Source organism: Pseudoclavibacter sp. Marseille-Q434, from assembly GCF_050315415.1.
Taxonomy (GTDB): Bacteria; Actinomycetota; Actinomycetes; order Actinomycetales; family Microbacteriaceae; genus Pseudoclavibacter.
Window position 1 is genome coordinate 630,821 of the sequence record NZ_JBNPQH010000001.1, and the last position, 25,449, is coordinate 656,269.

Annotated in this window: 23 protein-coding genes; 20 read left to right on the forward strand and 3 right to left on the reverse strand. The window is 68.0% G+C overall.

Going from position 1 to position 25,449, the window contains the following annotated elements:
• The first annotated feature begins 106 nt into the window (after positions 1–106).
• The 4 genes from nusA to rbfA all read left to right on the forward strand — a co-directional run bounded on the left by nusA (position 107) and on the right by rbfA (position 4,974).
• Positions 107–1,126 (forward strand): transcription termination factor NusA, encoded by a 1,020-nt coding sequence (gene nusA, locus ACQFZP_RS03015; protein WP_104312131.1) that lies wholly within the window; start codon positions 107–109, stop codon positions 1,124–1,126.
• Between the two features lies 1 nt (position 1,127).
• The gene (locus ACQFZP_RS03020; protein WP_104312130.1) at positions 1,128–1,412 is read left to right on the forward strand and encodes a YlxR family protein; all 285 of its coding nucleotides are present in this window, start codon (positions 1,128–1,130) and stop codon (positions 1,410–1,412) included.
• 93 nt (positions 1,413–1,505) lie between these two features.
• On the forward strand, positions 1,506–4,385 hold the full coding sequence (gene infB, locus ACQFZP_RS03025; RefSeq protein ID WP_211890270.1) for a translation initiation factor IF-2: 2,880 nt from the start codon (positions 1,506–1,508) through the stop codon (positions 4,383–4,385).
• 154 nt (positions 4,386–4,539) lie between these two features.
• A complete protein-coding gene (gene rbfA / locus ACQFZP_RS03030) occupies positions 4,540–4,974 on the forward strand; it encodes a 30S ribosome-binding factor RbfA (RefSeq protein ID WP_179556555.1) in 435 nt (144 codons plus the stop codon).
• A 40-nt stretch (positions 4,975–5,014) separates the two neighbouring features.
• Here rbfA and ACQFZP_RS03035 read toward each other — a convergent pair whose 3' ends face one another.
• Positions 5,015–6,922 carry a 2-dehydropantoate 2-reductase gene (locus ACQFZP_RS03035; protein ID WP_211890271.1) on the reverse strand — a complete coding sequence of 636 codons (1,908 nt, stop codon included), beginning with the start codon at positions 6,920–6,922 and terminating at the stop codon, positions 5,015–5,017.
• A 99-nt stretch (positions 6,923–7,021) separates the two neighbouring features.
• Here ACQFZP_RS03035 and truB point away from each other — a divergent pair, with 99 nt between their 5' ends.
• Genes truB through ACQFZP_RS03055 form a run of 4 tightly spaced genes read left to right on the forward strand, consistent with a single transcriptional unit; the run spans position 7,022 to position 9,720 of the window.
• Positions 7,022–7,945, forward strand: coding sequence for a tRNA pseudouridine(55) synthase TruB (gene truB / locus ACQFZP_RS03040; RefSeq protein WP_211890272.1), 924 nt, complete (start codon positions 7,022–7,024; stop codon positions 7,943–7,945).
• Positions 7,942–8,328, forward strand: coding sequence for a hypothetical protein (locus ACQFZP_RS03045; RefSeq protein ID WP_211890273.1), 387 nt, complete (start codon positions 7,942–7,944; stop codon positions 8,326–8,328). Before truB ends, ACQFZP_RS03045 begins: the two co-directional genes overlap by 4 nt.
• Positions 8,325–8,777, forward strand: coding sequence for a hypothetical protein (locus ACQFZP_RS03050; protein ID WP_104312124.1), 453 nt, complete (start codon positions 8,325–8,327; stop codon positions 8,775–8,777). The genes ACQFZP_RS03045 and ACQFZP_RS03050 overlap by 4 nt, the downstream gene beginning before the upstream one ends.
• Positions 8,761–9,720: a bifunctional riboflavin kinase/FAD synthetase gene (locus ACQFZP_RS03055; RefSeq protein WP_211890274.1), complete on the forward strand. Its 960-nt coding sequence runs from the start codon at positions 8,761–8,763 to the stop codon at positions 9,718–9,720. Before ACQFZP_RS03050 ends, ACQFZP_RS03055 begins: the two co-directional genes overlap by 17 nt.
• Positions 9,721–9,806: 86 nt before the next feature.
• Here ACQFZP_RS03055 and ACQFZP_RS03060 read toward each other — a convergent pair whose 3' ends face one another.
• A complete protein-coding gene (locus ACQFZP_RS03060) occupies positions 9,807–10,463 on the reverse strand; it encodes a maleylpyruvate isomerase family mycothiol-dependent enzyme (protein WP_181026984.1) in 657 nt (218 codons plus the stop codon).
• A gap of 265 nt (positions 10,464–10,728) precedes the next feature.
• Here ACQFZP_RS03060 and ACQFZP_RS03065 point away from each other — a divergent pair, with 265 nt between their 5' ends.
• Positions 10,729–12,885 carry a DEAD/DEAH box helicase gene (locus tag ACQFZP_RS03065; protein ID WP_211890275.1) on the forward strand — a complete coding sequence of 719 codons (2,157 nt, stop codon included), beginning with the start codon at positions 10,729–10,731 and terminating at the stop codon, positions 12,883–12,885.
• Between the two features lie 51 nt (positions 12,886–12,936).
• Entirely contained in the window at positions 12,937–14,433 is a 1,497-nt protein-coding gene (locus tag ACQFZP_RS03070) for an aspartate ammonia-lyase (RefSeq protein WP_211890276.1), read from the forward strand.
• 97 nt (positions 14,434–14,530) lie between these two features.
• On the opposite strand, the gene ACQFZP_RS03075 is transcribed toward ACQFZP_RS03070, so the two are convergent.
• The gene (locus ACQFZP_RS03075; RefSeq protein WP_211890277.1) at positions 14,531–14,989 is read right to left on the reverse strand and encodes a hypothetical protein; all 459 of its coding nucleotides are present in this window, start codon (positions 14,987–14,989) and stop codon (positions 14,531–14,533) included.
• Between the two features lie 167 nt (positions 14,990–15,156).
• On the opposite strand from ACQFZP_RS03075, the gene ACQFZP_RS03080 reads away from it, so the two are divergent.
• The 10 genes from ACQFZP_RS03080 to ACQFZP_RS03125 all read left to right on the forward strand — a co-directional run bounded on the left by ACQFZP_RS03080 (position 15,157) and on the right by ACQFZP_RS03125 (position 25,436).
• Positions 15,157–16,338, forward strand: coding sequence for a PrsW family intramembrane metalloprotease (locus ACQFZP_RS03080; RefSeq protein ID WP_104312119.1), 1,182 nt, complete (start codon positions 15,157–15,159; stop codon positions 16,336–16,338).
• Complete coding sequence (locus tag ACQFZP_RS03085) at positions 16,335–17,579, forward strand: PrsW family intramembrane metalloprotease (RefSeq protein ID WP_211890278.1); 1,245 nt, start codon at positions 16,335–16,337, stop codon at positions 17,577–17,579. The genes ACQFZP_RS03080 and ACQFZP_RS03085 overlap by 4 nt, the downstream gene beginning before the upstream one ends.
• Before the next feature lie 3 nt (positions 17,580–17,582).
• A complete protein-coding gene (locus ACQFZP_RS03090) occupies positions 17,583–17,957 on the forward strand; it encodes an FKBP-type peptidyl-prolyl cis-trans isomerase (RefSeq protein WP_068480291.1) in 375 nt (124 codons plus the stop codon).
• Positions 17,958–18,066: 109 nt separating this feature from the next.
• On the forward strand, positions 18,067–18,336 hold the full coding sequence (gene rpsO, locus ACQFZP_RS03095) for a 30S ribosomal protein S15 (protein ID WP_104253448.1): 270 nt from the start codon (positions 18,067–18,069) through the stop codon (positions 18,334–18,336).
• Between the two features lie 125 nt (positions 18,337–18,461).
• On the forward strand, positions 18,462–19,544 hold the full coding sequence (ppk2, locus tag ACQFZP_RS03100; RefSeq protein ID WP_211890279.1) for a polyphosphate kinase 2: 1,083 nt from the start codon (positions 18,462–18,464) through the stop codon (positions 19,542–19,544).
• Positions 19,545–19,800: 256 nt separating this feature from the next.
• A complete protein-coding gene (locus tag ACQFZP_RS03105) occupies positions 19,801–22,059 on the forward strand; it encodes a polyribonucleotide nucleotidyltransferase (protein ID WP_211890280.1) in 2,259 nt (752 codons plus the stop codon).
• A gap of 144 nt (positions 22,060–22,203) precedes the next feature.
• Positions 22,204–23,553 carry a M16 family metallopeptidase gene (locus ACQFZP_RS03110; protein WP_211890281.1) on the forward strand — a complete coding sequence of 450 codons (1,350 nt, stop codon included), beginning with the start codon at positions 22,204–22,206 and terminating at the stop codon, positions 23,551–23,553.
• The gene (locus ACQFZP_RS03115; protein WP_104312114.1) at positions 23,553–24,152 is read left to right on the forward strand and encodes a histidine phosphatase family protein; all 600 of its coding nucleotides are present in this window, start codon (positions 23,553–23,555) and stop codon (positions 24,150–24,152) included. Before ACQFZP_RS03110 ends, ACQFZP_RS03115 begins: the two co-directional genes overlap by 1 nt.
• A gap of 88 nt (positions 24,153–24,240) precedes the next feature.
• Positions 24,241–24,978 (forward strand): 4-hydroxy-tetrahydrodipicolinate reductase, encoded by a 738-nt coding sequence (gene dapB / locus ACQFZP_RS03120; protein WP_211890282.1) that lies wholly within the window; start codon positions 24,241–24,243, stop codon positions 24,976–24,978.
• Positions 24,975–25,436 (forward strand): hypothetical protein, encoded by a 462-nt coding sequence (locus ACQFZP_RS03125; protein WP_211890283.1) that lies wholly within the window; start codon positions 24,975–24,977, stop codon positions 25,434–25,436. The genes dapB and ACQFZP_RS03125 overlap by 4 nt, the downstream gene beginning before the upstream one ends.
• Positions 25,437–25,449: the final 13 nt, after the last annotated feature.

A 25,449-nucleotide genomic window follows, 5' to 3' on the forward strand; every position in this document is an offset into this window, starting at 1 on the left:
GGCCCGGGACGAGGCACCGCGTCGCCTCGTCCCGCGTGCCTGGCCTGAGGACGAGTCTGCCCCGCATGGGGTAAACTCGTCCTTTCATCTGAATAGAGGGAGCGCCATGAAGATCGACCTTGCTGTCCTGAGGATTCTCGAGCGAGAGCGTGAGATTCCGTTTGAGGAACTTGCCAGCATTCTCGAGCAGGCGATCCTGACCGCGTACGAGAAGCACGTCTCGCAGGAACTGGGCCAGGACGTGCCGCCGGCCTCGACCCGCGTGCACCTCGACCGCAAGAGCGGCGAGGTCAACGTCTTCGTTCCCGAGCTCGACGACGACGGCGAGATCGTCGGCGAAGCCCAGCTCCCCGCCGACGACTTCGGCCGAGTTGCCGCGTTCGCAGCCAAGCAGGTCATCAACCAGCGCATCCGCGACATCGGCGACGACAAGGTGCTCGGCGAGTTCCGCGGACGCGAAGGCGACATCATCGCCGGCGTCATCCAGCAGGGGCCGAACCCCCGCATGATCCACGTCGACCTCGGAACCGTCGAGGCGATCCTGCCCCCTGAAGAGCAGGTGCCGGGTGAGGACTACTCGCACGGCCGCCGGCTGCGGGTCTTCGTGACGAAGGTCGAGCGGGGCAGCAAGGGCCCCCAGATCACCGTCTCCCGCACCCACCCGTCTCTCGTGCGCAAGCTCTTCGCACTCGAGGTTCCTGAGATCGCGAGCGGCGTCGTCGAGATCGTGTCGCTGGCCCGTGAGGCCGGCCACCGCTCGAAGATCGCGGTGCGCGCGACGCAGGAGGGCATCAACCCGAAGGGCGCATGCATCGGTGAGCTCGGGGCACGCGTGCGTGCCGTCACCAACGAGCTCGGCGACGAGAAGATCGACATCGTCGACTACTCGGATGATCTGCCGACGTTCGTGGCCAGCGCACTGAGCCCTGCGAAGGTCTCGAGCGCGTTTGTCATCGACCGGGCGACCAAGGCCGTCCGGGCACTTGTTCCGGACTTCCAGCTGTCGCTCGCGATCGGCAAGGAAGGCCAGAATGCGCGTCTCGCGGCCAAGCTCACGGGGGCGAGAATCGACATCCAGCCCGACTCGATCCTCGAAGACGGAGACGAAGCGCGCGCAGAGGGGTAGTATGTCGTCTGTACGAACGTGCGTTGGATGCCGTTCGCGCTCCGCACGGAGTCAGCTCCTCAGGGTTGTGCTCCGTCAGGGAAGCCTCGAAGTCGATATCTCGGCGAGTCTTCCAGGGCGCGGAGCCTGGATCCATCCGACCGCGGAGTGCACCAGGCTAGCGATCGAGCGGCGCGCATTCTTGCGGGCCTTCAAGACCGGCACGGTGGACACCGAGGCGCTCAGCAGGCACGCGAGCACACTGGAGCAGGGCGAACGCACTGCTCCTACCACGAGAAAAGGCTGATCGGACCATGGACTAATCATGAGTGACTCACGATGAGGCACATCCGACTTTAATGGTCCGCTCCTGTTTGGGCGGGCCCCAGACAGGAGAAAAGTGGCAAAACCACGCGTACACGAAATCGCCAGCGAGATGGGCGTCGACTCGAAGACCGCCCTCAAGACTCTGCAGGACATGGGCGAGTTCGTTAAGAGCGCATCGTCGAGCGTCGAGCCCCCCGTGGCCCGTCGCCTTCGCGAGGCGCTGAAGACCAACGCAGCCGGTGGCGCACAGCCGCAGGCCGCGGCTCCCGCGGCATCGAAACCCGGCTCCCCGCGTCCCGGTGGCGCGACGCCGTCGAGCGTGCGCCCGGGCACGAAGCCCGGACCTTCCGCCCCCTCGGCGCCGGCCGCACCCGCTGCGCCCGCCGCGACGCAGAAGGCTGCCGGTTCCTCGGCTCCGACTCCCGGACCGAAGCGCAAGCCTGAGCCAGCACCGGCTCCGGCCGCAACTGAAGCTCCGGCTCCGGCTCCCGCAGCTGCCGCGCCCGCGGCTCCTGCCGCTCCCGCAGCCGAGGCTGGCGCACCGAAGCCGAACGCGCAGCGTCCCGCTGCTCCCGGCGACGCCAAGCCTGCCCAGGCCGAGGGCGGCGCAAGCCCCTCGATCCCGCGCCCCCGCGGCCCGCGTCCCGGACCCCGTCCGGGCAACAACCCCTTCGCGTCCAGCCAGGGCATGGGTCGTTCGCGACCCGGCAACAACCCATTCGCCTCGAACCAGGGCATGCGCCCCGGTGGCGGCGCCGGTGGCGGCCCCCGTCCGGGCGGCGCAGGCGGGCCCCGTCCTGCAGGTGCAGGCGGACCCCGTCCGGCAGCTCCGCGTCCCGGTCAGCCCCGCGTCCTCCCAGGTGCCCGCCCCGCGGGTGCGGGCCGGCCAGGCGGTCGTCCGGGTGCAGGTGGCGCTGGTGGCGGACGCCCAGGTGGCGCTCCAGGCGCCGGTGGCGGTTTCGCGCCGCGTCCAGGTGGCGGCGGAGGTCGCCCTGGTGGCGGCGGTCGCGGTCGCGGCTCGACGGCCGGAGCGTTCGGTCGTGGCGGCGGCAAGTCGAAGGCGCGCAAGTCCAAGCGGACGAAGCGGGCAGAATTCGAGATGCGGGAAGCCCCGAGCGTCGGCGGCGTCAAGGTTCGTCGCGGAGACGGCTCGACGCCGATCCGCCTGCGCCGCGGTGCCTCCATCTCGGACTTCGCTGAGAAGATCGACGCCAGCCCAGGCGACCTCGTGACGGTGCTGTTCCACCTCGGTGAGATGGCGACCGCAACGGAGTCGCTCGACGAGGCCACGTTCGAGGTCCTCGGCGAGGAGCTCGGCTACCGCATCCAGATCGTCAGCCCCGAGGACGAAGACCGCGAGCTCCTCGAGGGCTTCTCGATCGACCTCGACCAGGAAGCAGAGGACGAAGGAGACGACGTCCTCGAGATCCGCCCGCCCGTCGTCACGGTCATGGGTCACGTCGACCACGGAAAGACGCGCCTCCTCGACGCGATTCGCAACGCGAACGTCGTCGAAGGCGAAGCCGGTGGCATCACGCAGCACATCGGTGCGTACCAGGTCTGGCACGAGCACGAGGGCATCGAGCGCGCGATCACGTTCATCGACACGCCAGGTCACGAGGCCTTCACGGCCATGCGTGCCCGTGGTGCGCAGGTCACCGACATCGCGATCCTCGTGGTCGCGGCGGATGACGGCATCATGCCGCAGACGGTCGAGGCGCTCAACCACGCCCAGGCTGCCAACGTGCCGATCGTCGTCGCGGTCAACAAGGTGGACAAGGAAGACGCGAACCCGTCGAAGGTCCGCGCGCAGCTGACCGAGTACGGGCTCGTCGCCGAGGAGTTCGGTGGCGACACGATGTTCGTCGACGTCTCCGCTCGCAACAACCTCAACATCGACAGCCTCATCGAGGCGGTCCTCCTGACGGCTGACGCAGGTCTCGACCTTCGCGCCAACCCGAACAAGGAGGCGCGCGGTATCGCCATCGAGGCGAAGCTCGACAAGGGACGCGGTGCGGTTGCGACCGTCCTCATCCAGTCGGGAACGCTGCGGGTCGGCGACCCGATCGTCGCCGGAACGGCGTACGGCCGCGTCAGGGCCATGCTCGACGAGAACGGTCAGGTCGTCACCGAGGCTGAGCCTTCGCGCCCAGTCCAGGTGCAGGGCCTCTCGAGCGTTCCTCGTGCAGGCGACACCTTCATCGTCACGGAAGAGGACCGCACCGCGCGTCAGATCGCCGAGAAGCGTGAAGCCGTCGAGCGCAACGCGAGCCTCGCGAAGTCCCGCAAGCGCATCAGCCTCGAGGACTTCACCCGTGCACTCGAAGAGGGCAAGGTCGAGTCGCTCAACCTCATCATCAAGGGTGACGTCTCCGGTGCCGTCGAGGCACTCGAGGAGTCGCTGCTCAAGATCGATGTGGATGACTCGGTGCAGCTGCGCATCATCCACCGCGGTGTCGGCGCCATCACGGAGTCCGACGTCAACCTCGCCACGGTCGACAACGCCATCATCATCGGCTTCAACGTGCGCCCCGACACGAAGGCGCGCGAGCGTGCCGCTCGTGAAGGCGTGGATGTCCGGTTCTACTCGGTCATCTACGGAGCGCTCGAGGACATCGAGAACTCGCTCAAGGGCATGCTCAAGCCCGAGTTCGAAGAGGTCCAGTCGGGTGTCGCCGAGATCCGCGAGGTGTTCCGTTCCTCCAAGTTCGGGAACATCGCCGGATGTATCGTGCGCAGCGGAACGATCACGAGGAACGCGACTGCTCGCGTCATCCGCGACGGCATCGTCATCGCGGACAACCTCGCGATCGACTCGCTCCGCCGGTTCAAGGACGACGTCACCGAGGTCCGCACGGACTTCGAGTGCGGTATCGGCCTCGGCAAGTACAACGACATCCAGATCGGCGACGAGATCGAGACGACTGAGCTCGTCGAGAAGCCGCGCGTCTAGCTGTCGACCGAGCTGCCGCGCTGCCTGAAGCGCGGCGCGTACTCGGGGCGGGGTCCTGGCCAACCGGCCGGGGCCCCGCCTTCAGGTTCTGCGCAGTTTGAGACACTGCAGACGCATTTGACTGTCTGCATCAGCACACGAGAAAGTAGCCATCATGGTCGATCATTCACGGGCCCTGCGACTCGCAGACCGCATCAAGGTCATCGTCGCGAAGACCCTCGAGCGAGGCGTCAAGGACCCGCGGCTCGGGTTCGTCACGATCACGGACGTGCGCGTCACGGGTGACCTGCAGCATGCCACGATCTTCTACACCGTCTACGGCGACCAGAAGGAGCGTCGGGACACCGCCGCGGCGCTTAGGAGCGCGACCGGGATGCTTCGCACGGAGGTGGGCAAGAACATCACGTCGCGCCTCACCCCGAGCCTCGAATTCGTGCCGGATGCGATCCCCGAGAACGCCGACGCCATCGCGGCGCTGCTGCGGGAAGCGCACGAGCGTGATAGCGCATCCGCGGAGCAGGCCAAGGGGGCAAGCTACGCGGGTGACGCCGATCCGTACGAGAAGAAGGACGAGCCCGAGGACGCCTGACGCTCCTCTGCTCACTGCTCCAGCGTTCGCCGGTGACTGCTCAGTCGCCGGCGAGCGCTATCTCCGCCGCTTCGCGTTCCACGATGAGTCCGTCGCTCTTCAGCGAGGCGATCGCACGCGTGAAGCGGTCTGCATCCGCACCGGATGGGTCGAGGTGCTGCTGCAGGAACGCTATCTCCACGCCGCCCGGGATCGACCGGAGCTCGCGGAGCACCAGGCCTCGCATCTCACGGTCGGATCCGGCGAACGTCGCCTGGCGCTTCCTGGCGGCGCCGCTGGAGGCTGGCCGGCCAGCTCGGAACCACGCGCACAGGCCCATGACGGGGCACTCCTCGCACTTCGGCCGCTTTGCGGTGCAGACAACGGCACCCAGCTCCATCGCTGCGGCGTTCCAGGCGTTCGCGGCGTCGGGATCCGCGGGGGAGACTGCCCGCATCTCCGTGGCGTCGCGCACGGCAGACGGCCCCCACGGAGCCTCCACGCCCCCGAACGCGCGCGCGAGCACTCGACGAACATTCGTATCGACAACCGGTTCAGGCACGCCGTAGGCGAACGACATCACGGCTGATGCCGTGTAGGGACCGACGCCTGGCAGCGCGAGCAGCTCCTCGCGTGTGCGCGGGACGGCGCCAGCGTGGTCAGCCACGATGGAGCGGGCGCACGCGAGGAGCCAGAGAGCTCGCCGCGGGTAGCCGAGCCGATCCCAGAACCGGAGCACTTCGGCCTCCGATGCGGAGGCCATCGCAGCTGGCGTGGGCCAGCGGTCGATGAAGTCGAGCCATTTCGGTTCCACTCTGGCGGCCTGGGTCTGCTGCAGCATCGTCTCGCTCACGAGCACACCCCACGGCGTGGTCGTGGGCAGGCGCCACGCGAGTGCCCGATGGCCGCGGTCGAACCAGGCGTTGATGGCGGCCGTCACCGTTGAGCGGTGGACCGCGGAGGGGGAGAAGTGGGGTTGCCCGCGCTCGATGTCGTGGACGAGCTCCGCAAGGGTCGCGTTCACCGGAGCGGGCAGACCGAGCGCGCGACCGTGGGCGACCACGGCTCCATTGAGTGCGTCGATCTCTGTCGCCTCGCCGCGGCGGATGCTCTGCAGCGTCGATGCGTAGTTCGGCGTCGGACCGAAGGCGGCGGACAGCTCGCGCGCCAGTCGCTCGTTCCGAGCGTTGGCGTCACCCGGCTCGCGAGGTTGGCTGTTCGCGAGAGATGCGAGCGCCGCGTCGAACGGGCCGACCTCGACGTGGTGTGCGCCACTGGCCGCCGCGACGGTGAGCAGCTCGCCCATGCTCGCAGCGAGGACGCCCAGGAGGGTTGGGTGCTCACCCACTTCCTGCACGCTGAGCCCGGTGATGGCCGGCAGCGCGTTGACCTGATTGATGAGGAGCTTGCTCCACAGCGCTGAGGCCAGGTCATCGGTGGCCCGGGCCTCGATCGCGGGTGACAGATCCGCTGCGAGCTGCGCGAGGCGCGGAGCGTCGGCGCTGGATGCCGTTCCGAGCGTCAGCGATCCAGCCGCCGTTGCCCGGACCTCATCGGACGAGGGCCGGTTGACGGCGAACGTGGCAAGCCCTCCTGCGACGAATCCACTCCTCAGCGCCTCCGGGATCGATGTGAGCATCCGTTCGACGGTCGACGCACCCTCGAGGCCGTTCTGCACGACGACCGTCACGGCGCGAGCCACCGCTTCGAGGTGCGGCTCGACCGCGCGCACGGTGTCCTGCGCCTTCACGGCGACCAGGATGAGGTCGAACGCTCCGGACAGCTCTCGGCGCGTCGCGAGCTCTGCGTCGTGCGTGCCGAACGCGCCGGTGAGCACGATGTGCCGTCGGTCGGCGGGGGACACCCGCGCGTCATCTCGCTCGACGAGCACGACCTCGTGCCCTGCTCGATCCAGGAGGAGCGCCAGCGTACCCCCGACCGCGCCCGCGCCGATGACCGCAACCCGCATCTGATCTCCTCCGCGCGTGTGGAAGGGCGGTCGCCGGGATGTCCCGGCGCCGTCCGGTGGCCGGGAACGAGCCTACGGGCACCGTAGGATATTGGGGACATGACGACTCCATCTTCCGGCCCAAGCGGTGTCCTCCTCCTTGACAAGCCCCAGGGGCCGACGAGTCACACGCTCGTCGCGATGACGAGGCGGGCGCTCGGGACGCGGAAGGTCGGCCACGCCGGCACGCTCGACCCGATGGCGACCGGGCTCATGATCTTGGGCGTGGGCGGCGCCACGCGTCTGCTCACCTACTTCGTCGGCGACGACAAGGAGTACTTCGCGACGGTGCGTCTGGGGGTCTCGACGAACACCGAGGACGCGGAGGGGGAGGTCACAGCCACTGCCCCCGCGTCAGCTGTCGCGGCGGTCACCCCAGAGCGTGTGGAGGCGGCGATGTCTGCGCTTCGTGGGCCGATCAGCCAGATCCCCTCCGCGGTGAGTGCGATCAAGGTCGACGGGGTTCGTGCCTACAAGCGCGTTCGCGACGGCGAGGCCGTGCAGCTCGCAGCCCGCGACGTGACGATCTCCGAGCTCGAGCTCCTCGATTCGCGGTCGTCGACCGCAGAAGAGCAGCCCGTCCTCGACCTCGACATCCGTGTCTCCTGCTCGTCCGGCACCTACATCAGGGCCCTGGCACGAGACCTCGGCGCTGCGCTCTCCACGGGTGCGCACCTGACGGCGCTCAGGCGCACGCGCGTCGGCGACTTCGGCATCGAGGATGCGGTCGCACCGGACGCGGACGACCTCGGAGCGCGCCTCCTGGCGCCGGCGCAAGCTGCGCTCCGACGGTTCCGCGCCTTCGAGGCGACCGCCGAGCAGGCTGCCGACCTCAGAAACGGCAAGAAGCTGCGCCTCGATGCGGGCGCCGACGACGGGGTGCTCGCCGCGATCGACCCGGACGGCGACCTCATCGGCATCGCCAGAGCCAAGGCCGGCGTGCTCAAGTCGGAGTTCAACATGCCGACGGAGGCCAAGGCGTGATCGACTGGTTCACCTGGACGCTCTGCCTCGTGAGCGCCGCAGCCGGTGTCTTCTGCGTCATCGCGGGCGTCGCCGGCCGCAAGCCCGGCGATGTGACGGTGGGCGCCGTCACCCTCGTCGAGCTGCTGCTCGTGGCGCAGCTCGTGATCGCGCTCATCGCGCCCGCCACGGGGAATGCGCCGGTCGGGGACGCCCTCGAGTTCTGGATGTACTGGGTGGTGGCGGTCATCATCCCGCCCGCGGCGGTCTTCTGGGGTCTCGTCGAGCGCACACGGTGGTCGACCGTGATCCTCGGCATCGCCGCCCTCACCGTCGGCGTGATGGTCTTCAGGATGCACCAGATCTGGATCGGCGCCAGCCCGTTCATCGGGGCACAGGCGTGAGCCGAGCCGAGCGCGAGCCCGGCAGCGACGGCGGGTACCAGGGTGCGCGGGGCTCGGGGCGAGTGCTGGTCGTCATCTACGCGGTGCTCGCGCTGGCGTCGATCGGCAGGAGCTCGTACCAGCTGCTCTCCAAGCTCGGCGAGGCGCCTCTCGCGTACTCGCTCTCCGCGGCCGCGGCGCTTGTGTACCTGCTCGCCACGATCGCGCTCGTCCGGCGCGGGCGCGTCTGGAATCGAATCGCCTGGTTCACGATCGTCTTCGAGCTCGTCGGCGTCCTCGTGGTCGGGTCGCTGACGGAGTTCCACCCTGAACTGTTCCCCTCCGACACCGTGTGGTCGGACTTCGGGGTGGGCTACGCGTATATTCCTCTTGTGCTCCCGATCCTCGGCATCGCGTGGCTTGAGACGGGACGATCGAGACGAAAGAGGGAACGTGCGGCTGTTCACTGAACTGGCTGAGCTGCCTGTCGAGCTCGCGCCGAGTGCCATCACCGTCGGCAAGTTCGACGGCGTGCACCGCGGCCACCGGTGGCTTCTCTCGCGTCTCGTCGACGAGGCCTCCTCGCGCGGGCTGGAGCCGGTCGCGGTCACCTTCGACCGCCATCCGCTCTCGCTCATCACGCCTGGCGTCGAGCCAGAGCCGATCACGTCGCTGAGCCAGAAGATCGACCTGCTCGCCCAGACCGGCTTGGGCTCGACGATCGTCCTGCCCTTCGACGACACCCTCGCTGGCATGAGTCCGGAGGCGTTCGTCCGGGACCTGCTCGTGGGTACGCTCCGGATGCGGCTCATCGTCGTGGGACAGGACTTCCGTTTCGGCGCCAAGGGGGCCGGCGACGTCGCTCTGCTGCGCGAGCTCGCCGCCAGCTGCGGATTCGAGATCGTCATCGCCGATGACGAGATGGCGGAGGACGAGCGCTCGCGCGCCGAACGCCGCGCATCCTCGACCTGGGTTCGCGAGCTCCTCGGAGCCGGTGAGGTCCGTGCCGCCGCCGAAGTGCTCGGGCACAACCACACCGTGACGGGGGAGGTCGTCCACGGCGCGAAGCGCGGTCGGGAGCTCGGCTTCCCGACGGCGAACCTGTCGCCGGAGCTCGAGGGCCTCATTCCAGCCGACGGGGTCTACGCGGGCTGGTTCAGGGGCGGGGATCTGAGCGCTCCGGCGGCGATCTCGATCGGCAACAACCCCACCTTCGACGGGGTGCCCCGCAAGCAGGTCGAGGCGCACCTCATCGGCGAGACGGTCGACCTCTACGGGCTCATGGCCCACGTGGAGTTCGTCGAGCGGATACGCGGCATGGAGAAGTTCGACAGCATCGACGCGCTCAAGGACCGCATGGCGCTCGATGTCGTCGAGGCTGCGGAGACGCTCGGCGGCAGCTACGCCGTCTGAGTCGCACTTCCGGGGAGATCCGACAGATCGTCGGCGCCCGCCGGAGGCCGGACCGATCGTCTCAGCGTGGGCACCGTGGGACGTGCTTAGTCGTCGAGCTGCACGCCGCGCCCGAAGAGCTTGAGCACGAGCTGCGCCGCGGTCCCCTCGACCACAGGTCCCTTGTCGCCGATCTGCCACCGCGCATCTGTCGCGCGGAGCCGATTGCGCTTCGCGAGGGATGCCGCCGAGCTGAGCGGCACCCGCGTGCGCACGAGGGCAACCGCGCTCGTCGACCGTGGGCTGAGACGGATCCGCAGACCGAGCGCCTCGGTCATGTCGTAGGTGTGCACGACCGCCTCGGTGAGCTCGGAGATACCGGCTCGCGTCGGGGAGACGACCTTCGTGGCCGCGATGGAGCGGATGCGCGCGACGAGTTCCTCGGTCGGGGCTGCTCCCTCGCGCTTCGCGATGTCGTCCAGGTAGGCGTCGACCCGCAGTCCCTTGCGGAAGACGCCCTTGGACGCCTCACGCACGAGGGAGGATGTGGGGGAGCCGAGTCTCCAGGCGAGGTGCCCGGCCACGTCACGAACGCTCCAGCCGTCGCACTTGCTGGGAGTCTCCCATTGTTCGGGCGTCAACCCTGCGAGCAGCGTGGCGGTGCGGTCGAGCGTCGTCGCGATGTGAGCGCTCCAGTCGCCGGCGACCCGCTTCGACGGCGTGAAGTACGGCCGGTCGGGATCTGGGAAAGGGCGTTGTGGCACCTGACGATTATCGCACCCGCGCAGAGTCTGTGCGGGGCAACGACACGTCGTTCCCGAGTCGAAACCTGCGGGTCGCCTGGCGTACACTGTCAACGCTGGTGTCTGAGGGAATCTGAACTCTCCTCGAGACCTGCATGACATCCGGGAGCTCGTCACTCGAGTGGGCCGACGCCCGCCTCACTGCCGGTCGCCGCGTTCGGCGCCGATGCTGCGACCTCCGCCCGGCTCAACTTCCCGATCCCTGCCACGTTGCATAAGGAGGGGCATGTCTCGTAGGACACGCGCCCAAGCCGGCGGTCGCGCCGGCGTTCACACGGCGCCACGCCACCGTAAGCCCGTCGACAACACCGGCGTCATCCCTCAGCTCGCCAAGGCGGCGAGGGAAGTCGAGGCCTCCGCTCAGCGAGGCAAGGTCTCGCCGTCGAACCGCACGAAGTTCCAGGTCATCGCCCTGCTGATGCGCGAAGAGCGCGCGAAGGCGAAGGAGTCGACGGAGCTCGGCGAGCACGACAGGGCCGAGGCGCTCAAGCGTCTCGACGGTCTCGCCTCGATTCTCGCGAAGACCGCTGCCCGTGACACGTCGCTCATCAGCCTGCTCGAACCGGGCGCTCCTGTCAGCGAGGCGGCGAAGGCCCTGCGCAAGCAGATGCTCTTCGCTGGCGGCATCGAGATGGTCGTCGACGAGCAGCCGGAACCCGAGGCCCAGGCGGAGAAGCTGCCGCCGGAGATCGCGCAACGTCAGGTCCTTCCCGGGTCCGTCAAGGCGCGGACGCGTTCCAACCCGTTCCTCGCTCCCGTGCTCACCAGCGTGAACACGACGACGCCGCACTATTCGCGCCTCTCCAACTGGGAGCTGCTCGGGCCGCTGCTCCGTGCCTTCGAGACCGGTGCGGGCGGCAACGCGGCTTCGATGGAGCTGCCTCCCGCCCCTCGGTGGGACCGAATCTCCCCGCCAGGGCAGGAGCTCATGGATCACCAGGCGAGGCTCCTCGCGAGCGTCGCCGAGGGGCACAGGGCGTACCTGCTCGCCGACGAGCCCGGACTCGGCAAGACCGCGCAGGCACTGCTCGCGGCGTCGGTCGCCGACGCGTATCCGCTGCTGTGCGTCGTCCCGAACGTCGTGAAGACGAACTGGGCACGCGAGGTCCAGCGATGGACCCCGAACCGCCGCGTCACCGTCATCTCCGGTGACGGTCAGGGCATCGACGCCTTCGCGGACGTGTTCGTCGTCAACTACGAGATCCTCGACCGCCACCTGGGGTGGCTCACCTCTCTCGGGTTCAAGGGCATGGTGCTCGACGAGGCGCACTTCATCAAGAACCTGCAGTCGCAGCGGTCGCGGTTGGTCATGCAGCTCGCGAACAGCATCCGCGCGCGCGTTCCAGGCGCAGATCCGCTGCTCATGGCGCTGACGGGAACGCCGCTCATCAACGATGTCGACGACTTCAAGGCCATCTGGCAGTTCCTCGGCTGGCTCGAGGGCGATCGGCCCTCCCAGCTGCTGCTCGATCGCCTGGACGAGACGGGACTCGTGCCGAGCGACCCCGGCTTCCTCGCCGCCGCGCGACAGACGGTCATCGATCTCGGCATCGTGCGCAGGCGGAAGATCGACGTCGCGGCGGACCTCCCCGCGAAGCGTGTCGTCGACATGCCTGTCGAGCTCGACTCCGACGAAGGCCGGAGCATCCGAGCGGCGGAGGCGGCGCTCGTCGCGCGCCTCCTGGAGCGCTACCGCCGGATGGCGTCTGCCGCGGGTCTCGAACTCGGCGTCGTCGACCTCGATCGGGTGCGGATGATCGCACGACAGGAAGTCGAGGAGTCGAAGGCCTCCTCGACTGGAGCGAGCATCTTCACCATGCTCCGCACGATCGGTGCCGCCAAGGCGCGCCTCGCGGCGGAGTACGCGGGGCAGATCGCGCGTTCGGCCGGCAAGGTCGTGTTCTTCGCGAAGCACATCGAGGTCATGGACGCGGCCGAGCGCACCTTCGCCGAGAACGAGATCTCATCCGTCTCCATTCGTGGCGACCAGTCGCCAGCGGCGCGCCAGGCCGCGATCGATGCCTTCCAGAACGACCCGAGCGTGCAGGTGGTCGTCTGCTCGCTCCTCGCCGCCGGCGTCGGCCTCAACCTGCAGGCCGCGTCTGACGTGGTGCTCGCCGAGCTCAGCTGGACCGCAGCCGAGCAGACCCAGGCCATCGACCGCGTGCACCGCATCGGTCAGGAAGAGCCGGTCACGGCGTGGCGCATCGTCGCGGCCCAGACCATCGATGCCCGCATCGCGGAGCTGATCGACGCCAAGCAGGGCCTCGCGCTGCGCGCGCTCGAGGGCATCGACGCGGGTGAGCAGTCCGCCGACAGCATCCAGGTGGATGCGCTGGCGAGTCTCCTCGAAGCGGCGATCCGAGGAGCGCGCCGGCAGTAGGCTGAGGTCAGCGCGGAAACTCAGACGACGAAGTTGGAGGACCATCAGGTCATGTCAGAAACGCAGGAATTCCGTGTCGAACGCGACTCGCTCGGCGAGATGCGGATCCCCGCAGGTGCCTACTGGGGCGTGAACACCGCGCGTGCCCTCGAGAACTTCTCGATCAGCCGACGACAGATCAGCGTGTACCCGGACTTCATCGTGGCCTACGCGCAGGTCAAGCAGGCGGCGGCACGTGCGAACCTCGAGATCGGCGTGCTCGATCAGGAACGCTCGTGGCTCATCGATCGCGCCTGCCAGGACATCGTCGACGGCAAGCTCCACGAGGAGTTCGTCGTCGGTGTCATCCAGGGCGGCGCGGGCACGAGCACGAACATGAACGTGAACGAGGTCATCGCCAACCGAGCGCTCGAGCTCGCCGGCCGGCCGTTCGGCGACTACGAGTTCCTCTCGCCGAACGACCACGTCAACCGCTCGCAGTCGACCAATGACACGTACCCGAGCGCCGTCAAGGTGGCGCTCGTGCACGCCACCGAACGGCTCATCGACGAGTTCACGCTTCTGCAGAACGCGTTCCGCGTCAAGGGGAGCGAGTTCAAGCACATCCTGAAGATCGGTCGCACGCAGCTGCAGGACGCGGTGCCGATGACTCTCGGCCAGGAGTTCAGCGGCTTCTCGACGACGATCGGCGAGGACATCGAGCGCCTGCGCGACGTGCTGCCGCTGCTCCTCGAGCTCAACCTCGGCGCGACGGCGATCGGCACCGGCATCACGGCGGAAGCGAGCTACGCGTCCGCGGTCATGCGACAGCTTCGCAAGATCACGGGCTACAACGACCTGCAGACGGCGCACGACCTCATCGAGGCCACGAGCGACACGGGCGTCTTCATGTCGCTCTCGAGCGTCATCAAGCGCACGGCGATGAAGCTGTCGAAGATCTGCAACGACCTGCGACTGCTGTCATCCGGCCCGCAGGCGGGTCTCGGCGAGATCAACCTGCCGGCACGCCAGGCAGGTTCGTCGATCATGCCGGGCAAGGTCAACCCGGTCATTCCTGAGGCGGTCAATCAGGTCGCGTTCGTCATCGCGGGTGCCGACGTGACGATCTCCATGGCCTCCGAAGCCGGTCAGCTGCAGCTCAACGCGTTCGAGCCCGTCATGCTCCACACGCTCATGCAGAACTCGGCCTGGCTCCGCAGGGCAGCCCGCACCCTGCGGGTGAACTGCATCGACGGCATCACCGCCAACGAGGAGCTTCTCGAGTCCAGGGTCTCCAGCTCCGTCGGCGTCGTGACGGCCCTGACGCCGTACATCGGCTACTCGGAGGCCTCGAAGCTCGCGAAGGAGGCCCTCAACACGAAGGCCACCATCGCGGACCTCGTCGTAGAGCGGGGGCTCCTCAGCCGAGAAGAGGTCACGAGCATCCTCTCGCCTGAACGCCTCTCGGGTATTCAGGCGGTGACCAGCGCGATCCCCATCATCACGCAGGCGCAGGCCATGGCGCTCGAGGACAGCCTCGACCGAGCTGACCTGCGCGACTTCTCGTAGCGTCAGCCCGTCGTTCGCGAGGCGAGCGTCTTGCAAGCAGTTAGGCCCCGCCGGTGCATGTGCACCGGCGGGGCCGAACCGGTCAGGCCTCGAGAGGTCAGTTGGATTGCTTCTCGTCCGATGCCGCAGGGGCATCGTCGGCGCGAGCCGCGTGGCGGGGCGACGTCGTCTCAGTGGGGGAGACCATGGCGTCCGCGTCATCGTCCTCGAAGGTCTCGAGCACGTCCTCGCGGGCCTGGCCAGCACGGACGAGCGTCTGCACCTGGGACTCGATGCTCTTCTCGACTTCCTCCTCGACCCGACGCTTGACGTCGTCGAACCCATCGTCGACTCGCTTGCGCATGTCCTCGAGCTGCTCGTCCACGCGCCGGCGCATGTCCTCGAGCTGGGTGTCGCTGCGTCGCCGCAGATCCTCCGCCGACACCGTCATGCGCTCGGCGAACGCCTTCGACTTGCCGCCGATGTCCTTCGCGACCTCTTCTGCATGCACGCGACTCGTGCTGATACCAGCGATGAAGCCGACAGTGGCACCGAGAAGGAATCCGAGACGCATCATGGGTCCCAATCTACCGTGCGACTGCCGCCGCCGACTGGCCGTTCGCTCGACGCGCCCCGGCTTGGCTAAGCTGACCGCAGCGTGTCGACGAGACGGGGCAACCCGCGCGCGCCGCGATCCCGGCAGCCCCTGATCCGGACACCCACCCAACGCACGGAGGACCATCGATGAGCAGTGCCACGTCCGTCGCGCCGAAGAAGCGTCGGAGGCTGACGCGCGGCAGGCTCACCTGGCTGCTGCTGCTCGGCTTCGCCGTCCTGCTCTCCGTCGGCGTCGTCGCCTGGCTCTTCAGCGAGCTGCGCTTCGCCGCCCTCACCATGGCCATCCCAGCCCTCGTCCCGCTCGGCCTCGTGCTCGCCGCAGTCTGGTGGCTCGACAGATGGGAGCCGGAGCCCCGCATCCTGCTTGCCTTCGGGCTGTTCTGGGGAGCAGGCGCATCCGTCGTCGGCACCCTCGTGACGGGCGGGATGATGCTCGACGTCGCGCGGTCCTACCTGTCGACCGAAGGTGACGTCAGCAAGTTCTCCGTGCTGATCCAGGCGCCCGTCTCGGAGGAGGCCATCAAGGCCGTCGGGCTGTTCCTCATCCTGGTGTTCGCGAGGCGACACTTCGACAGCCCGCTCGACGGGTTCAGCTACGCCGCCGTCATCGGGGCCGGCTTCGCCTTCACCGAGAACATCATCTACTTCTCGCAGGCAGCCGACTCCGCCGCGGGTTTCGCGTCCACGTTCATCGTGCGTGGCATCCTCTCGCCGTTCGCGCACGCCCTCTTCACGGGCATCACCGGCATGGCGATCGGCTGGGGAGCCCGGCGCGGCGGATGGATGCGCCCCGTCCTCATGGGGCTCGGCGGCCTGGTCATCGCGATTCTCGCGCACGCCTTCTGGAACGGAGGCAGCCTTCTCATCCTGCCGCTCCTCGGCGTCGACCCCACCAACCAGTTCGGATGGCTCATCTTCTACCTCGTCGTCCAGCTGCCCATCTTCCTGCTGCTCGCCTGGCTTCTCGTGAAGCTGCACGACCGCGACCGTCTCATCATCGTCGACCGGCTCGGCGAGTACGCAGACGCCGGCTGGTTCACGACCTCAGAGGTCGCCATGATCGGTGACTGGAGCGCACGGGAGCAGGCCTTCGCGTGGGCCAAGTCGGTGAGCCCCGAAGCCGACCGCGCGATGCGTGGCTTCGTGCAGGACTCGTCCCGCTTGGCCTTCGCCCGCGAGCACGCGCGTGTCAACAAGCGCGATCCGAACCGACGCGTCGTGGAGAAGCGGATGCTCGACCGCGTCAAGGAGCACCGCTCGCAGCTTGCCGCGTTCGGCGTCGCCGGCACCAGGTCGGCCGCGTCGTGACCGCGCCTCAGCCACAGCAGGGTGCCTGGGCGGCAGCCGGCGCGCAGCGTCAGCTCGACCCGCAGTTCGCGGTCCCGCAGCCCCCGACCAGGGGCGAACTCGCGATGCGCATCACCACGATCGTCGTGATGAGCCTCGCGGCGCTCATCATCGCCGTCGTCCTCTTCCTCGCCTACCTCGGCAGCAGCGACGTGGTGCTCCTCGGCAGCGTCCTGGCCGCCCTCATCCCGCTCTTCGTCGTTTGGATGGTCGTCTGGCTCATCGACCGCTGGGAGCCGGAGCCGCGCATCCTGCTCATCGGGGCGGTGTTCTGGGGTGGCGGCATCGCGGTCGGCGGTGCGCTGCTCACCGGTCTGGTGCGCGAAGCGCTCCTGCCCGGCGCACTCCCGGCCTGGTGGGGGCCATCCGTCGAGGCTCCCGTCGGCGAGGAGATCTGGAAGGGCCTCGGCCTTATCGTCATCTATGCGGTGGCTCGGCGCCACTTCAACGGCCCGACCGACGGCCTTGTCTACGGTGCGCTGCTCGGCGCCGGGTTCGCCTTCACCGAGAACATCCTCTACTTCTCCTCGATGTGGCAGGAGGCAGGCGTCGGCGGGTTCGTCGCCCAGTACTTCATCCGCGGTATAGCCCTTCCGCTTCTGCACCCGATGTGCGTCTCCCTGACGGGGATCGGCATGGGCATCGGCGCACGCCGCGGTGGCTGGGGATCCGCGCTCGGCGGCTTCGCGCTCGGCCTGATTCCCGCCATGGGACTGCACGCGCTCTGGAACGTGGGCTCCGGTCTCGTGCAGCAGTCCGCGGGCATCCTCGGCCTCATCCTGTTCTTCGCCGTCGTGATGGTGCCCATCTTCATCGCCTGGATCGTCACGATCTTCCTGCTTCGGAGAAGAGACGCGCGCATCATCGTCGACCGACTCTCCGAGTACGCGGCCGTCGGCTGGTACTCGCCCGCGGAGATCAGAATGCTCTCGACCATGCGGGGCAGGTCGAGCGCACGCGCCTGGGCGCGACGATCAGGCAAGCGCGCTGACAAGGCCATGCGTGACTTCATCACGGAGTCCACGCGCCTTGCCAGTGTGCGTCACCAGGTCGTCCTCGACCCCAATCGGACCAGCAAGCTGCTGGACGAGCGGCTCCTCCTGCGCCGTCTCGGCGAGCTTCGCGGCGAGCTCATCATGGCGCAGGCGCAGGCGCACGGCGCGTCATCCGGGACTCGTCCAGGCTCCGGCGCTTGGATGTAGGACATGACAAACACTGATCGCACCAAGCCAGAAGTCGACTTCCCAGGTGGAGAGGCACCAGCAGAGCTGGTCATCGAAGACATCATCGTGGGCGACGGGGCAGTCGCGGAGCCGTCCTCGACGGTCGACGTGCACTACCTCGGCGTCGAATTCGAGTCGGGGGAGGAGTTCGACTCCTCGTGGAACCGTGGCGAGTCGGTCAACTTCCCGCTCAAGGCGCTCGTGCGCGGCTGGCAGGAAGGCATTCCCGGCATGCAGGTCGGTGGACGGCGCAAGCTCGTGCTCCCACCCCACCTCGCCTACGGCGCGGCAGGCGGAGGACACCCGCTGTCCGGCAAGACGCTCGTCTTCATCATCGACCTGCTGGGTGTGAGCTGAGCCTTCGAACCTGATATGCTCTTTCGGTTGCCGTGAAACGGCCGCGGATCAAGAGAGCTCGCACACTGTGTGCTGAGCGCCGCGCAACGAAAGAGAAGGGGGTCTGTCAATGGCACTAAGCGCTGAGGGCAAGAAGGCCATCATCGAAGAGTACGCAACGCACCCGGGTGATACTGGCTCCCCTGAAGTTCAGGTTGCCATCCTCTCCACGCGAATCAAGGAGCTCACCGAGCACCTCAAGGAGCACAAGCACGACCACCACTCGCGTCGTGGTCTCCTGCTGCTTGTGGGTCAGCGTCGTCGTCTGCTCGGCTACCTCGCCGACGTCGACATCGCGCGTTACCGTTCGCTCATCGGACGACTCGGCCTCCGCCGCTAAGCACTTGCTGCGAAGAGCCCCTGCCATCGGCAGGGGCTCTTTTCGCGTTCGACGGGCTGACCGCGTGCGAGAAGTCGAACCGTCTCGGCGGTGCCCGCTCGCCGAGGCGCGACTAGGCTGTCGTCATGGCAGCCTCTCGCACCCCAGCTCAGCACCAGGCAGGTTCAAAGGGCCAGGCAAAGGCCGCATCCGACGGCGATGGAGCCCTCGTCGATGGAAACAAGGCTGCCGACGGCTCGAACGGTCGCTCCCGCAGATCCGCCCAAGGAACTCAGGCCGCGTACCGCCTGAACCGGGCAGGTATCCCGGACACGACTCCCGAGATCGACGAGCTCGCAGAGCTGCGAGACGAGGACCCGCTCGGCGAGGCCTGGCGGCACGGCTACCCGTACGACACGAAGCTCCCGCGCAAGGAGTATGAGAAGCAGAAGCGCGCACTGCAGATCGAGCTGCTGAAGCTCCAGACCTGGGTCAAGGAGACCGGCCAGAAGGTCGTCATCATCTTCGAGGGGCGTGACGCGGCAGGCAAGGGCGGGGCGATCAAGCGCTTCATGGAGCACCTGAACCCCCGCGGTGCACGCACCGTCGCGCTCGAGAAGCCCACGGAGAAAGAGCAATCGCAGTGGTACTTCCAGCGCTACGTCGAGCACCTGCCCTCCGGTGGCGAGATCGTGCTCCTCGACCGCTCCTGGTACAACCGCGCTGGCGTCGAGCGCGTCATGGGCTACTGCACGCCGACGGAGTACCTCGAGTTCACCCGGTCGGCTCCTGAGTTCGAGCGGATGCTCGTGAACTCCGGCACCACGATCATCAAGTTCTGGTTCTCCGTCGGTCGGGCCGAGCAGCTCGCTCGCTTCGCCGCCCGGCGGGACGACCCGGTGCGCCAGTGGAAGCTGAGCCCGACCGACCTCGCCTCGTTGGACAAGTGGGACGAGTACAGCGAGGCCAAGGAGGCGATGTTCTTCTACACGGACACCGCGGAGTCGCCGTGGACGGTCGTCAAGTCGAACGACAAGAAGCGGGCGAGGCTCGAGGCCATGCGCTACGTCCTCTCGCAGTTCGACTACCCGTCGAAGGACGAGGGCGTCGCGCACGCGGCCGACAAGAAGATCGTCGGATCCCCGAGCAAGCTCTACGACGAGGGGGAGAAGCCGACCGGCGAGTTCCCGCTCGTGACGGAGCTGCCTCGAGCGTCGCGCAAGAAATAGGGCCAGGTCTGCAGTGTTGCGCGGCTCGTCGGCAATCGCCGCACGGGTTCCAGCTGCTCGGTGCCCTCCGCTGGTAGAGTCGATGTCGCAAACACTCAAGATACGCGGGGCGGCGAGTAGCTGGTCCTCGGTGGTGGGTTCCTGTCGTGGCTTCGCGTCGAAGCGCGAACAAGACAGAGGTCTTCTACTGACGATCAGCCCGGGATGACCCGGTCGCGCTTTCCCTTCGCGTGCACACGCAAAAGGAGGAGACCTCTTGGAAGGTCCCGAAATCAAGTTCTCTGAAGTCGTTCTCGACAACGGCAAGCACGGCCAGCGCAAGATCCGCTTCGAAGCAGGGCGCCTCGCCCAGCAGGCGCAGGGCTCCGCCGTCGCCTACCTCGACGACGAGACCATGCTGCTCTCGGCCACGAGCATCTCGAAGAATCCGAAGGAGAACTTCGACTTCTTCCCGCTCACGATCGACGTCGAGGAACGCAGCTACGCCGCCGGAAAGATCCCCGGATCGTTCTTCCGCCGTGAGGGTCGCCCCTCGACCGAGGCCATCCTGGTCTGCCGCTTGATCGACCGCCCTCTGCGCCCGTCCTTCGTCAAGGGCCTGCGCAACGAGGTCCAGGTCGTCGTCACCGTGCTCTCCATCGCACCGGGCGAGTTCTACGACGCCCTCGCCATCAACGCCGCGTCGCTCTCGTCGCAGCTGAGCGGCGTGCCGTTCTCTGGCCCGATCGCCGGTGTGCGTCTCGCGCTCATCGACGGCCAGTGGGTCGCATTCCCGAAGTTCGAGCAGCTCGCTGACGCGGTCTTCGACCTCACCGTCGCCGGCCGCCTCGTCACCAAGGCTGACGGCACCGAAGACATCGCCATCATGATGGTCGAGGCCGAGGCCACCGAGCACGCGTGGGGCCTCATCCAGGCCGGCGCGCAGAAGCCGGACGAAGCGGTCGTCGCACAGGGCCTCGAGGCCGCGAAGCCGTTCCTCACGCAGCTCGTGAAGGCACAGCAGGAGCTCGCAGACCAGGCCGCGAAGCCCGTCGTCGAGTACCCCGTCTTCCTGCCCTACACGCAGGAGGCGCTCGACGCCGTCACCGCGCTCTCGCACGACGGCCTCGTCGACGTGTACCAGATCGCCGGCAAGGTCGAGCGACAGGACGCGGACGACGCCCTCAAGGCGAGCGTCAAAGAGCAGATCGCCGCGAAGATCGAAAGCGGAGAGCTCGACGCCTCCGTCGCCGGTCAGATGTCCGCCGCGTACAAGACCGTCACGAAGGACGTCGTCCGCGGACGCATCCTCCGTGAGGGCAAGCGCATGGACGGACGCGGCGTCGCCGACATCCGCCAGCTCGACGCAGAGGTCGACGTCGTGCCTCGCGTGCACGGCTCGGCTATCTTCCAGCGCGGCGAGACGCAGATCCTCGGCGTCACCACGCTGAACATGCTCAAGCTCGAGCAGCAGATCGACTCGCTCTCGCCGATCACGTCGAAGCGCTACCTGCACCACTACAACTTCCCGCCGTACTCGACGGGTGAGACCGGACGCGTCGGCTCGCCGAAGCGTCGCGAGATCGGGCACGGCTTCCTCGCCGAGCGCGCTATCGTGCCGGTGCTCCCCAGCCGCGAGGAGTTCCCCTACGCGATCCGCCAGGTCTCGGAGGCGCTCAGCTCGAACGGCTCGACGTCGATGGGCTCGGTCTGCGCCTCCACGCTGTCGCTCCTCAACGCCGGCGTGCCGCTGCGCGCGCCCGTTGCCGGCATCGCCATGGGCCTCGTCTCCGACGAGGTCGACGGAGAGACGCGCTACGCCGCCCTCACCGACATCCTCGGCGCTGAAGACGCACTCGGCGACATGGACTTCAAGGTCGCCGGCACGGCCGAGTTCGTGACGGCCATCCAGCTCGACACGAAGCTCGACGGCATCCCGACGTCGGTCCTCGACGGCGCGCTGACCCAGGCTCGGGATGCTCGCATCCAGATCCTCGACAAGGCGATCAACGCAGTCATCGACACGCCGGATGAGCTGGCAGCCACGGCTCCGCGCATCATCTCGGTCCGCGTGCCGATCGACAAGATCGGCGAGGTGATCGGGCCAAAGGGCAAGGTCATCAACCAGATCCAGGACGACACCGGCGCCGACATCTCGATCGAGGACGACGGCACCGTGTACATCGGCGCTGTCGATGGTCCGTCCGCCGAAGCCGCTCGGGCAGCGGTGAACGCGATCGCGAACCCGACCAACCCCGAGGTCGGCGAGCAGTACCTGGGCACGGTCGTCAAGATCGCGTCGTTCGGTGCCTTCGTCTCGCTCCTCCCGGGCAAGGACGGCCTCCTGCACATCTCCGAGGTGCGCAAGCTCGCCGGTGGCAAGCGCGTCGAGAACGTCGAGGACGTGCTCGGAGTCGGCCAGAAGATCCTCGTCGAGATCACCAAGGTCGACGACCGCGGAAAGCTGTCGCTCGCCCCAGTCGTCGAGGAAGCAGCAGCTGAAGAGGGCGTCGCCCTCGAGGCAGGCGCCGAGTAACTCCGGCCCCGTATCGCCGAGACGGCCCCGCGCATCCCTGCGCGGGGCCGTCTTGCTGTCCTGCGGCTGCGCTTCCGCCTCGCTGCTGGGAGTTCCCACGTCGCTGACGCTCGCACCGCTGGGACGCTCTAGGCTTGACTGGTTATGCGCGATGCCATTGAACTGCCACTTGACCTTCCCGAGATCGAAGCACGTGTGTCGAACGGCGGCCTCTTCCGCCGATCCGTCCTCCCCAGCGGCGTGCGCCTCCTGACCGAGGAGGTCGTCGGGGCCGCCAGCTCCAGCATCGGGCTGTGGGTGCCGGTCGGCTCGCGCGACGAGCAGCCTCACGAGTACGGATCCACACACTTCCTGGAGCACCTGCTCTTCAAGGGGACGCCCTCGCGTACCGCCTTCGAGGTCTCGGCCGCGTTCGAGCGGGTGGGCGGCGAGGTCAACGCGCAGACGGCGAAGGAGCACACGCTCTACCACGCCAAGGTTCGTGATGCGGACCTGCCGATGGCCGTCGACGTGCTCAGCGACATGATCACCTCGAGCGTGATCGACGCGGCGGAATTCGAGATCGAGCGCGGTGTCATCATCGAAGAACTGGCGATGGCCGACGACGACCCGAACGACGTCGTCTGGGAGCGCTTCTACGAGACGCTGCTCGGCACGCATCCGCTCGCGCGACCTATCGGCGGGACCCCGGCCTCGATCAGGGCGGCCGAACGCGACTCCGTCTGGAGCTCCTACCGCCAGCACTACCGTCCCGAGGAACTCGTCGTGACGATCGCGGGCGCGGTCAAGCACGAGGAGGTCCGTGCGCAGCTCGAGAGGAACCTGAAGGCCGGAGGGTGGGACCTCGACGTGCCGTCCGCCCCCGTGGCCCGTCGGGAGACGGCCCTGCAGCCCGGGTCCGCAGTGCCCACCGGCCCGCTGTCCGCCATCGACCGCCCGCTCGAGCAGCTGGCGCTCGTCATCGGCGGGCAAGGCATCACCCAGCTCGACCCGCGTCGGGAGGCGTTCGGCCTCATGCACCGGATCTTCGGGGGTGGCATGTCATCGCGCCTGTTCCAGGAGATCAGGGAGAAGCGCGGGCTCGCGTACTCGGTGTACTCCTTCGGCGGAAGTCACTCAGACCTCGGCGTCACGGGCATGTACGCCGGATGCGCGCCAGACAACGTGCTCGAGACCGTCCGAGTGCTGCGCCAGGAAGCCGAGAAGCTCGTGCAGGACGGTGTGACGGCCACGGAGCTGGCGGATGCGAAGAGCGCGAGCGCTGGCGGCTCCGCGCTGGCGATCGAGGACGCGGACACTCGCATGTCCCGCCTCGGCCGCGCGGAGATTCACACGGGTCGGTTCTACGACCTCGAGGCGGCACTCTCGCGAGTCGAGGCCGTGACACTCGATGAGGTGCAGTCGGTCGCCGCCGACATGTTCAGCGGCGAGCTCGTCGCATCCGCTGTCGGTAAACTGTCGTCCGAAGCAAGGACCGAACTGGAGCGCCGCTGATGTCGCACTACCTCTACCTCGTCAGACACGGCGAGCAGGAGAACGCAGAGCACGGTATCAACGACGGCCCGCTCTCCGAGCGAGGCCGTGCGCAGGCCCACCTGATCGGCCGTCGTCTCGCCGCCGTCCCGCTCAGCGAGACCTACACCTCCCCGCTCGATCGTGCCGTGCAGACGAGCGCGATCATCGACCAGTACACGAGCGGCCCGGCGGCTCTCGAGTCGACGCTGCTGTTCGACTGCATCCCCACTGGACAAGACGGCGCGCCCTCCATCTACGACGGCTTCTTCGGCGGCATCGGCGATGAGGTCATCGAGGCGGGTGTCGCGCAGATGAGCGACGCCTACGACACGTTCTTCAGCAAGAGCCGAGACGATCGGCACACGCTCCTCGTGACCCACAACTTCGTGATCGGCGAGTTCGTGCGTCGGGTCGTCGACGCTCCAGACTGGCGCTGGCTCGGGCTCAACTCGGTGAACACGGGGCTGACCGTCGTGCGTGTCCGCACGCGCAAGCCCGCGGAGCTACTGCTGTTCAACGACCAGGCGCACCTGGCGCCGGAGCTGCGCACGGGCGTCAGCGCCTCGATCGCGGTCTGACCACTCGCGGCGTTCGGCGCCGCCGCGCAGCCAGACGCTCCCTCCACAGCGACCTGGACCGACGGCGGTTGCCCGTACCCTTGGAGACATGGAAACTCAGGTCGCCGTGCTCGGCGCATCCGGTCGCATGGGAAGCCTCGTGGAGCGCATCATCGACTCGACGGAGGGGCTTGCGCTCCACGCGGGGCTGACGAGTGCCACTCCGCTTGAGGAGATGCTCGGCGCCGACGTGCTCGTGGACGTGTCGCACCTCGACGCCTCGGAGATCGCGGTGCCGTTCGCGCTCGAGCACGGGCTCGATGTGGTCGTCGGCACGAGCGGGTGGGATGAGCAGCGCATCGCGAGCGTCGCGGCGGTCGTGCCGGCCGGACGAGCAGCCGTGTTCGTCCCCAACTTCTCGCTCGGCTCCGTGCTCGGCACGGCGCTGGCGAGCGTGGCCGGCCGGTTCTTCGACTCGATCGAGATCCTCGAGGCCCACCACGACAAGAAGGTGGACTCCCCGTCCGGGACGGCGGTCCGCACCGCGGAGCGCATCGCGGCAGCGCGAGAGCACCCGCTGACCCCACCGAACGCCGACCAGGAGGCGCGAGGACAGCAGGTCGCAGGCGTGCCGATCCACAGCATGCGTCTGCGCGGTGTTGTCGCCGACCAGCAGGTCGTTCTCGGGGGAGCTGGGGAGGTGCTCACGATCCGCCACGAGACGATCTCACAAGAGGCGTATGTGCAGGGCATCAGGCTTGCGATCGGGCACGCGCGGTCCTCGCAGGGCACGACGGTCGGCCTTGACGATGTGCTCGGCCTCGGCGAACTGCTGGGCAGAGCGTGAAGCGCAACCTCGCCACCAAGCTGGGCGTCGCGGCTGTCACACTGCTCCTGCTGCTCTACGTCGTCTTCGTCGCCGGTATGGCGGTCTCCCTGTTCGCTGGCGACATCGTCGCGAAGATCATGGGCGCGGCGCTCATCGTCTTCCCGGTCCTCGCGGTCGTCTTCATCGCACGCGAGCTGCTGTTCGGGATGCAGACGGAGCGGCTGCTCCGGCGCCTCGCTGACGCAGGTGAGCTGCCGGAGGACGACCTGCCGAAGCGCCCGAGCGGCCGAGTCGTGCGGGAGGCCGCCGACGAGGACTTCCCGAAGTGGAAGGCCGAGGTCGAAGCCGCCCCCGACGACTGGCGAGCCTGGATGCGCCTCGGGCTGGCCTACTCGGCGTCCGGAGATCGGAAGCGAGCGAGGTCGGCGCTTCGCGAGGGTATCCGCCTGGAGAAGGTGCGCCCCGAGGCGGCGTGAACCGCGGTCAGGC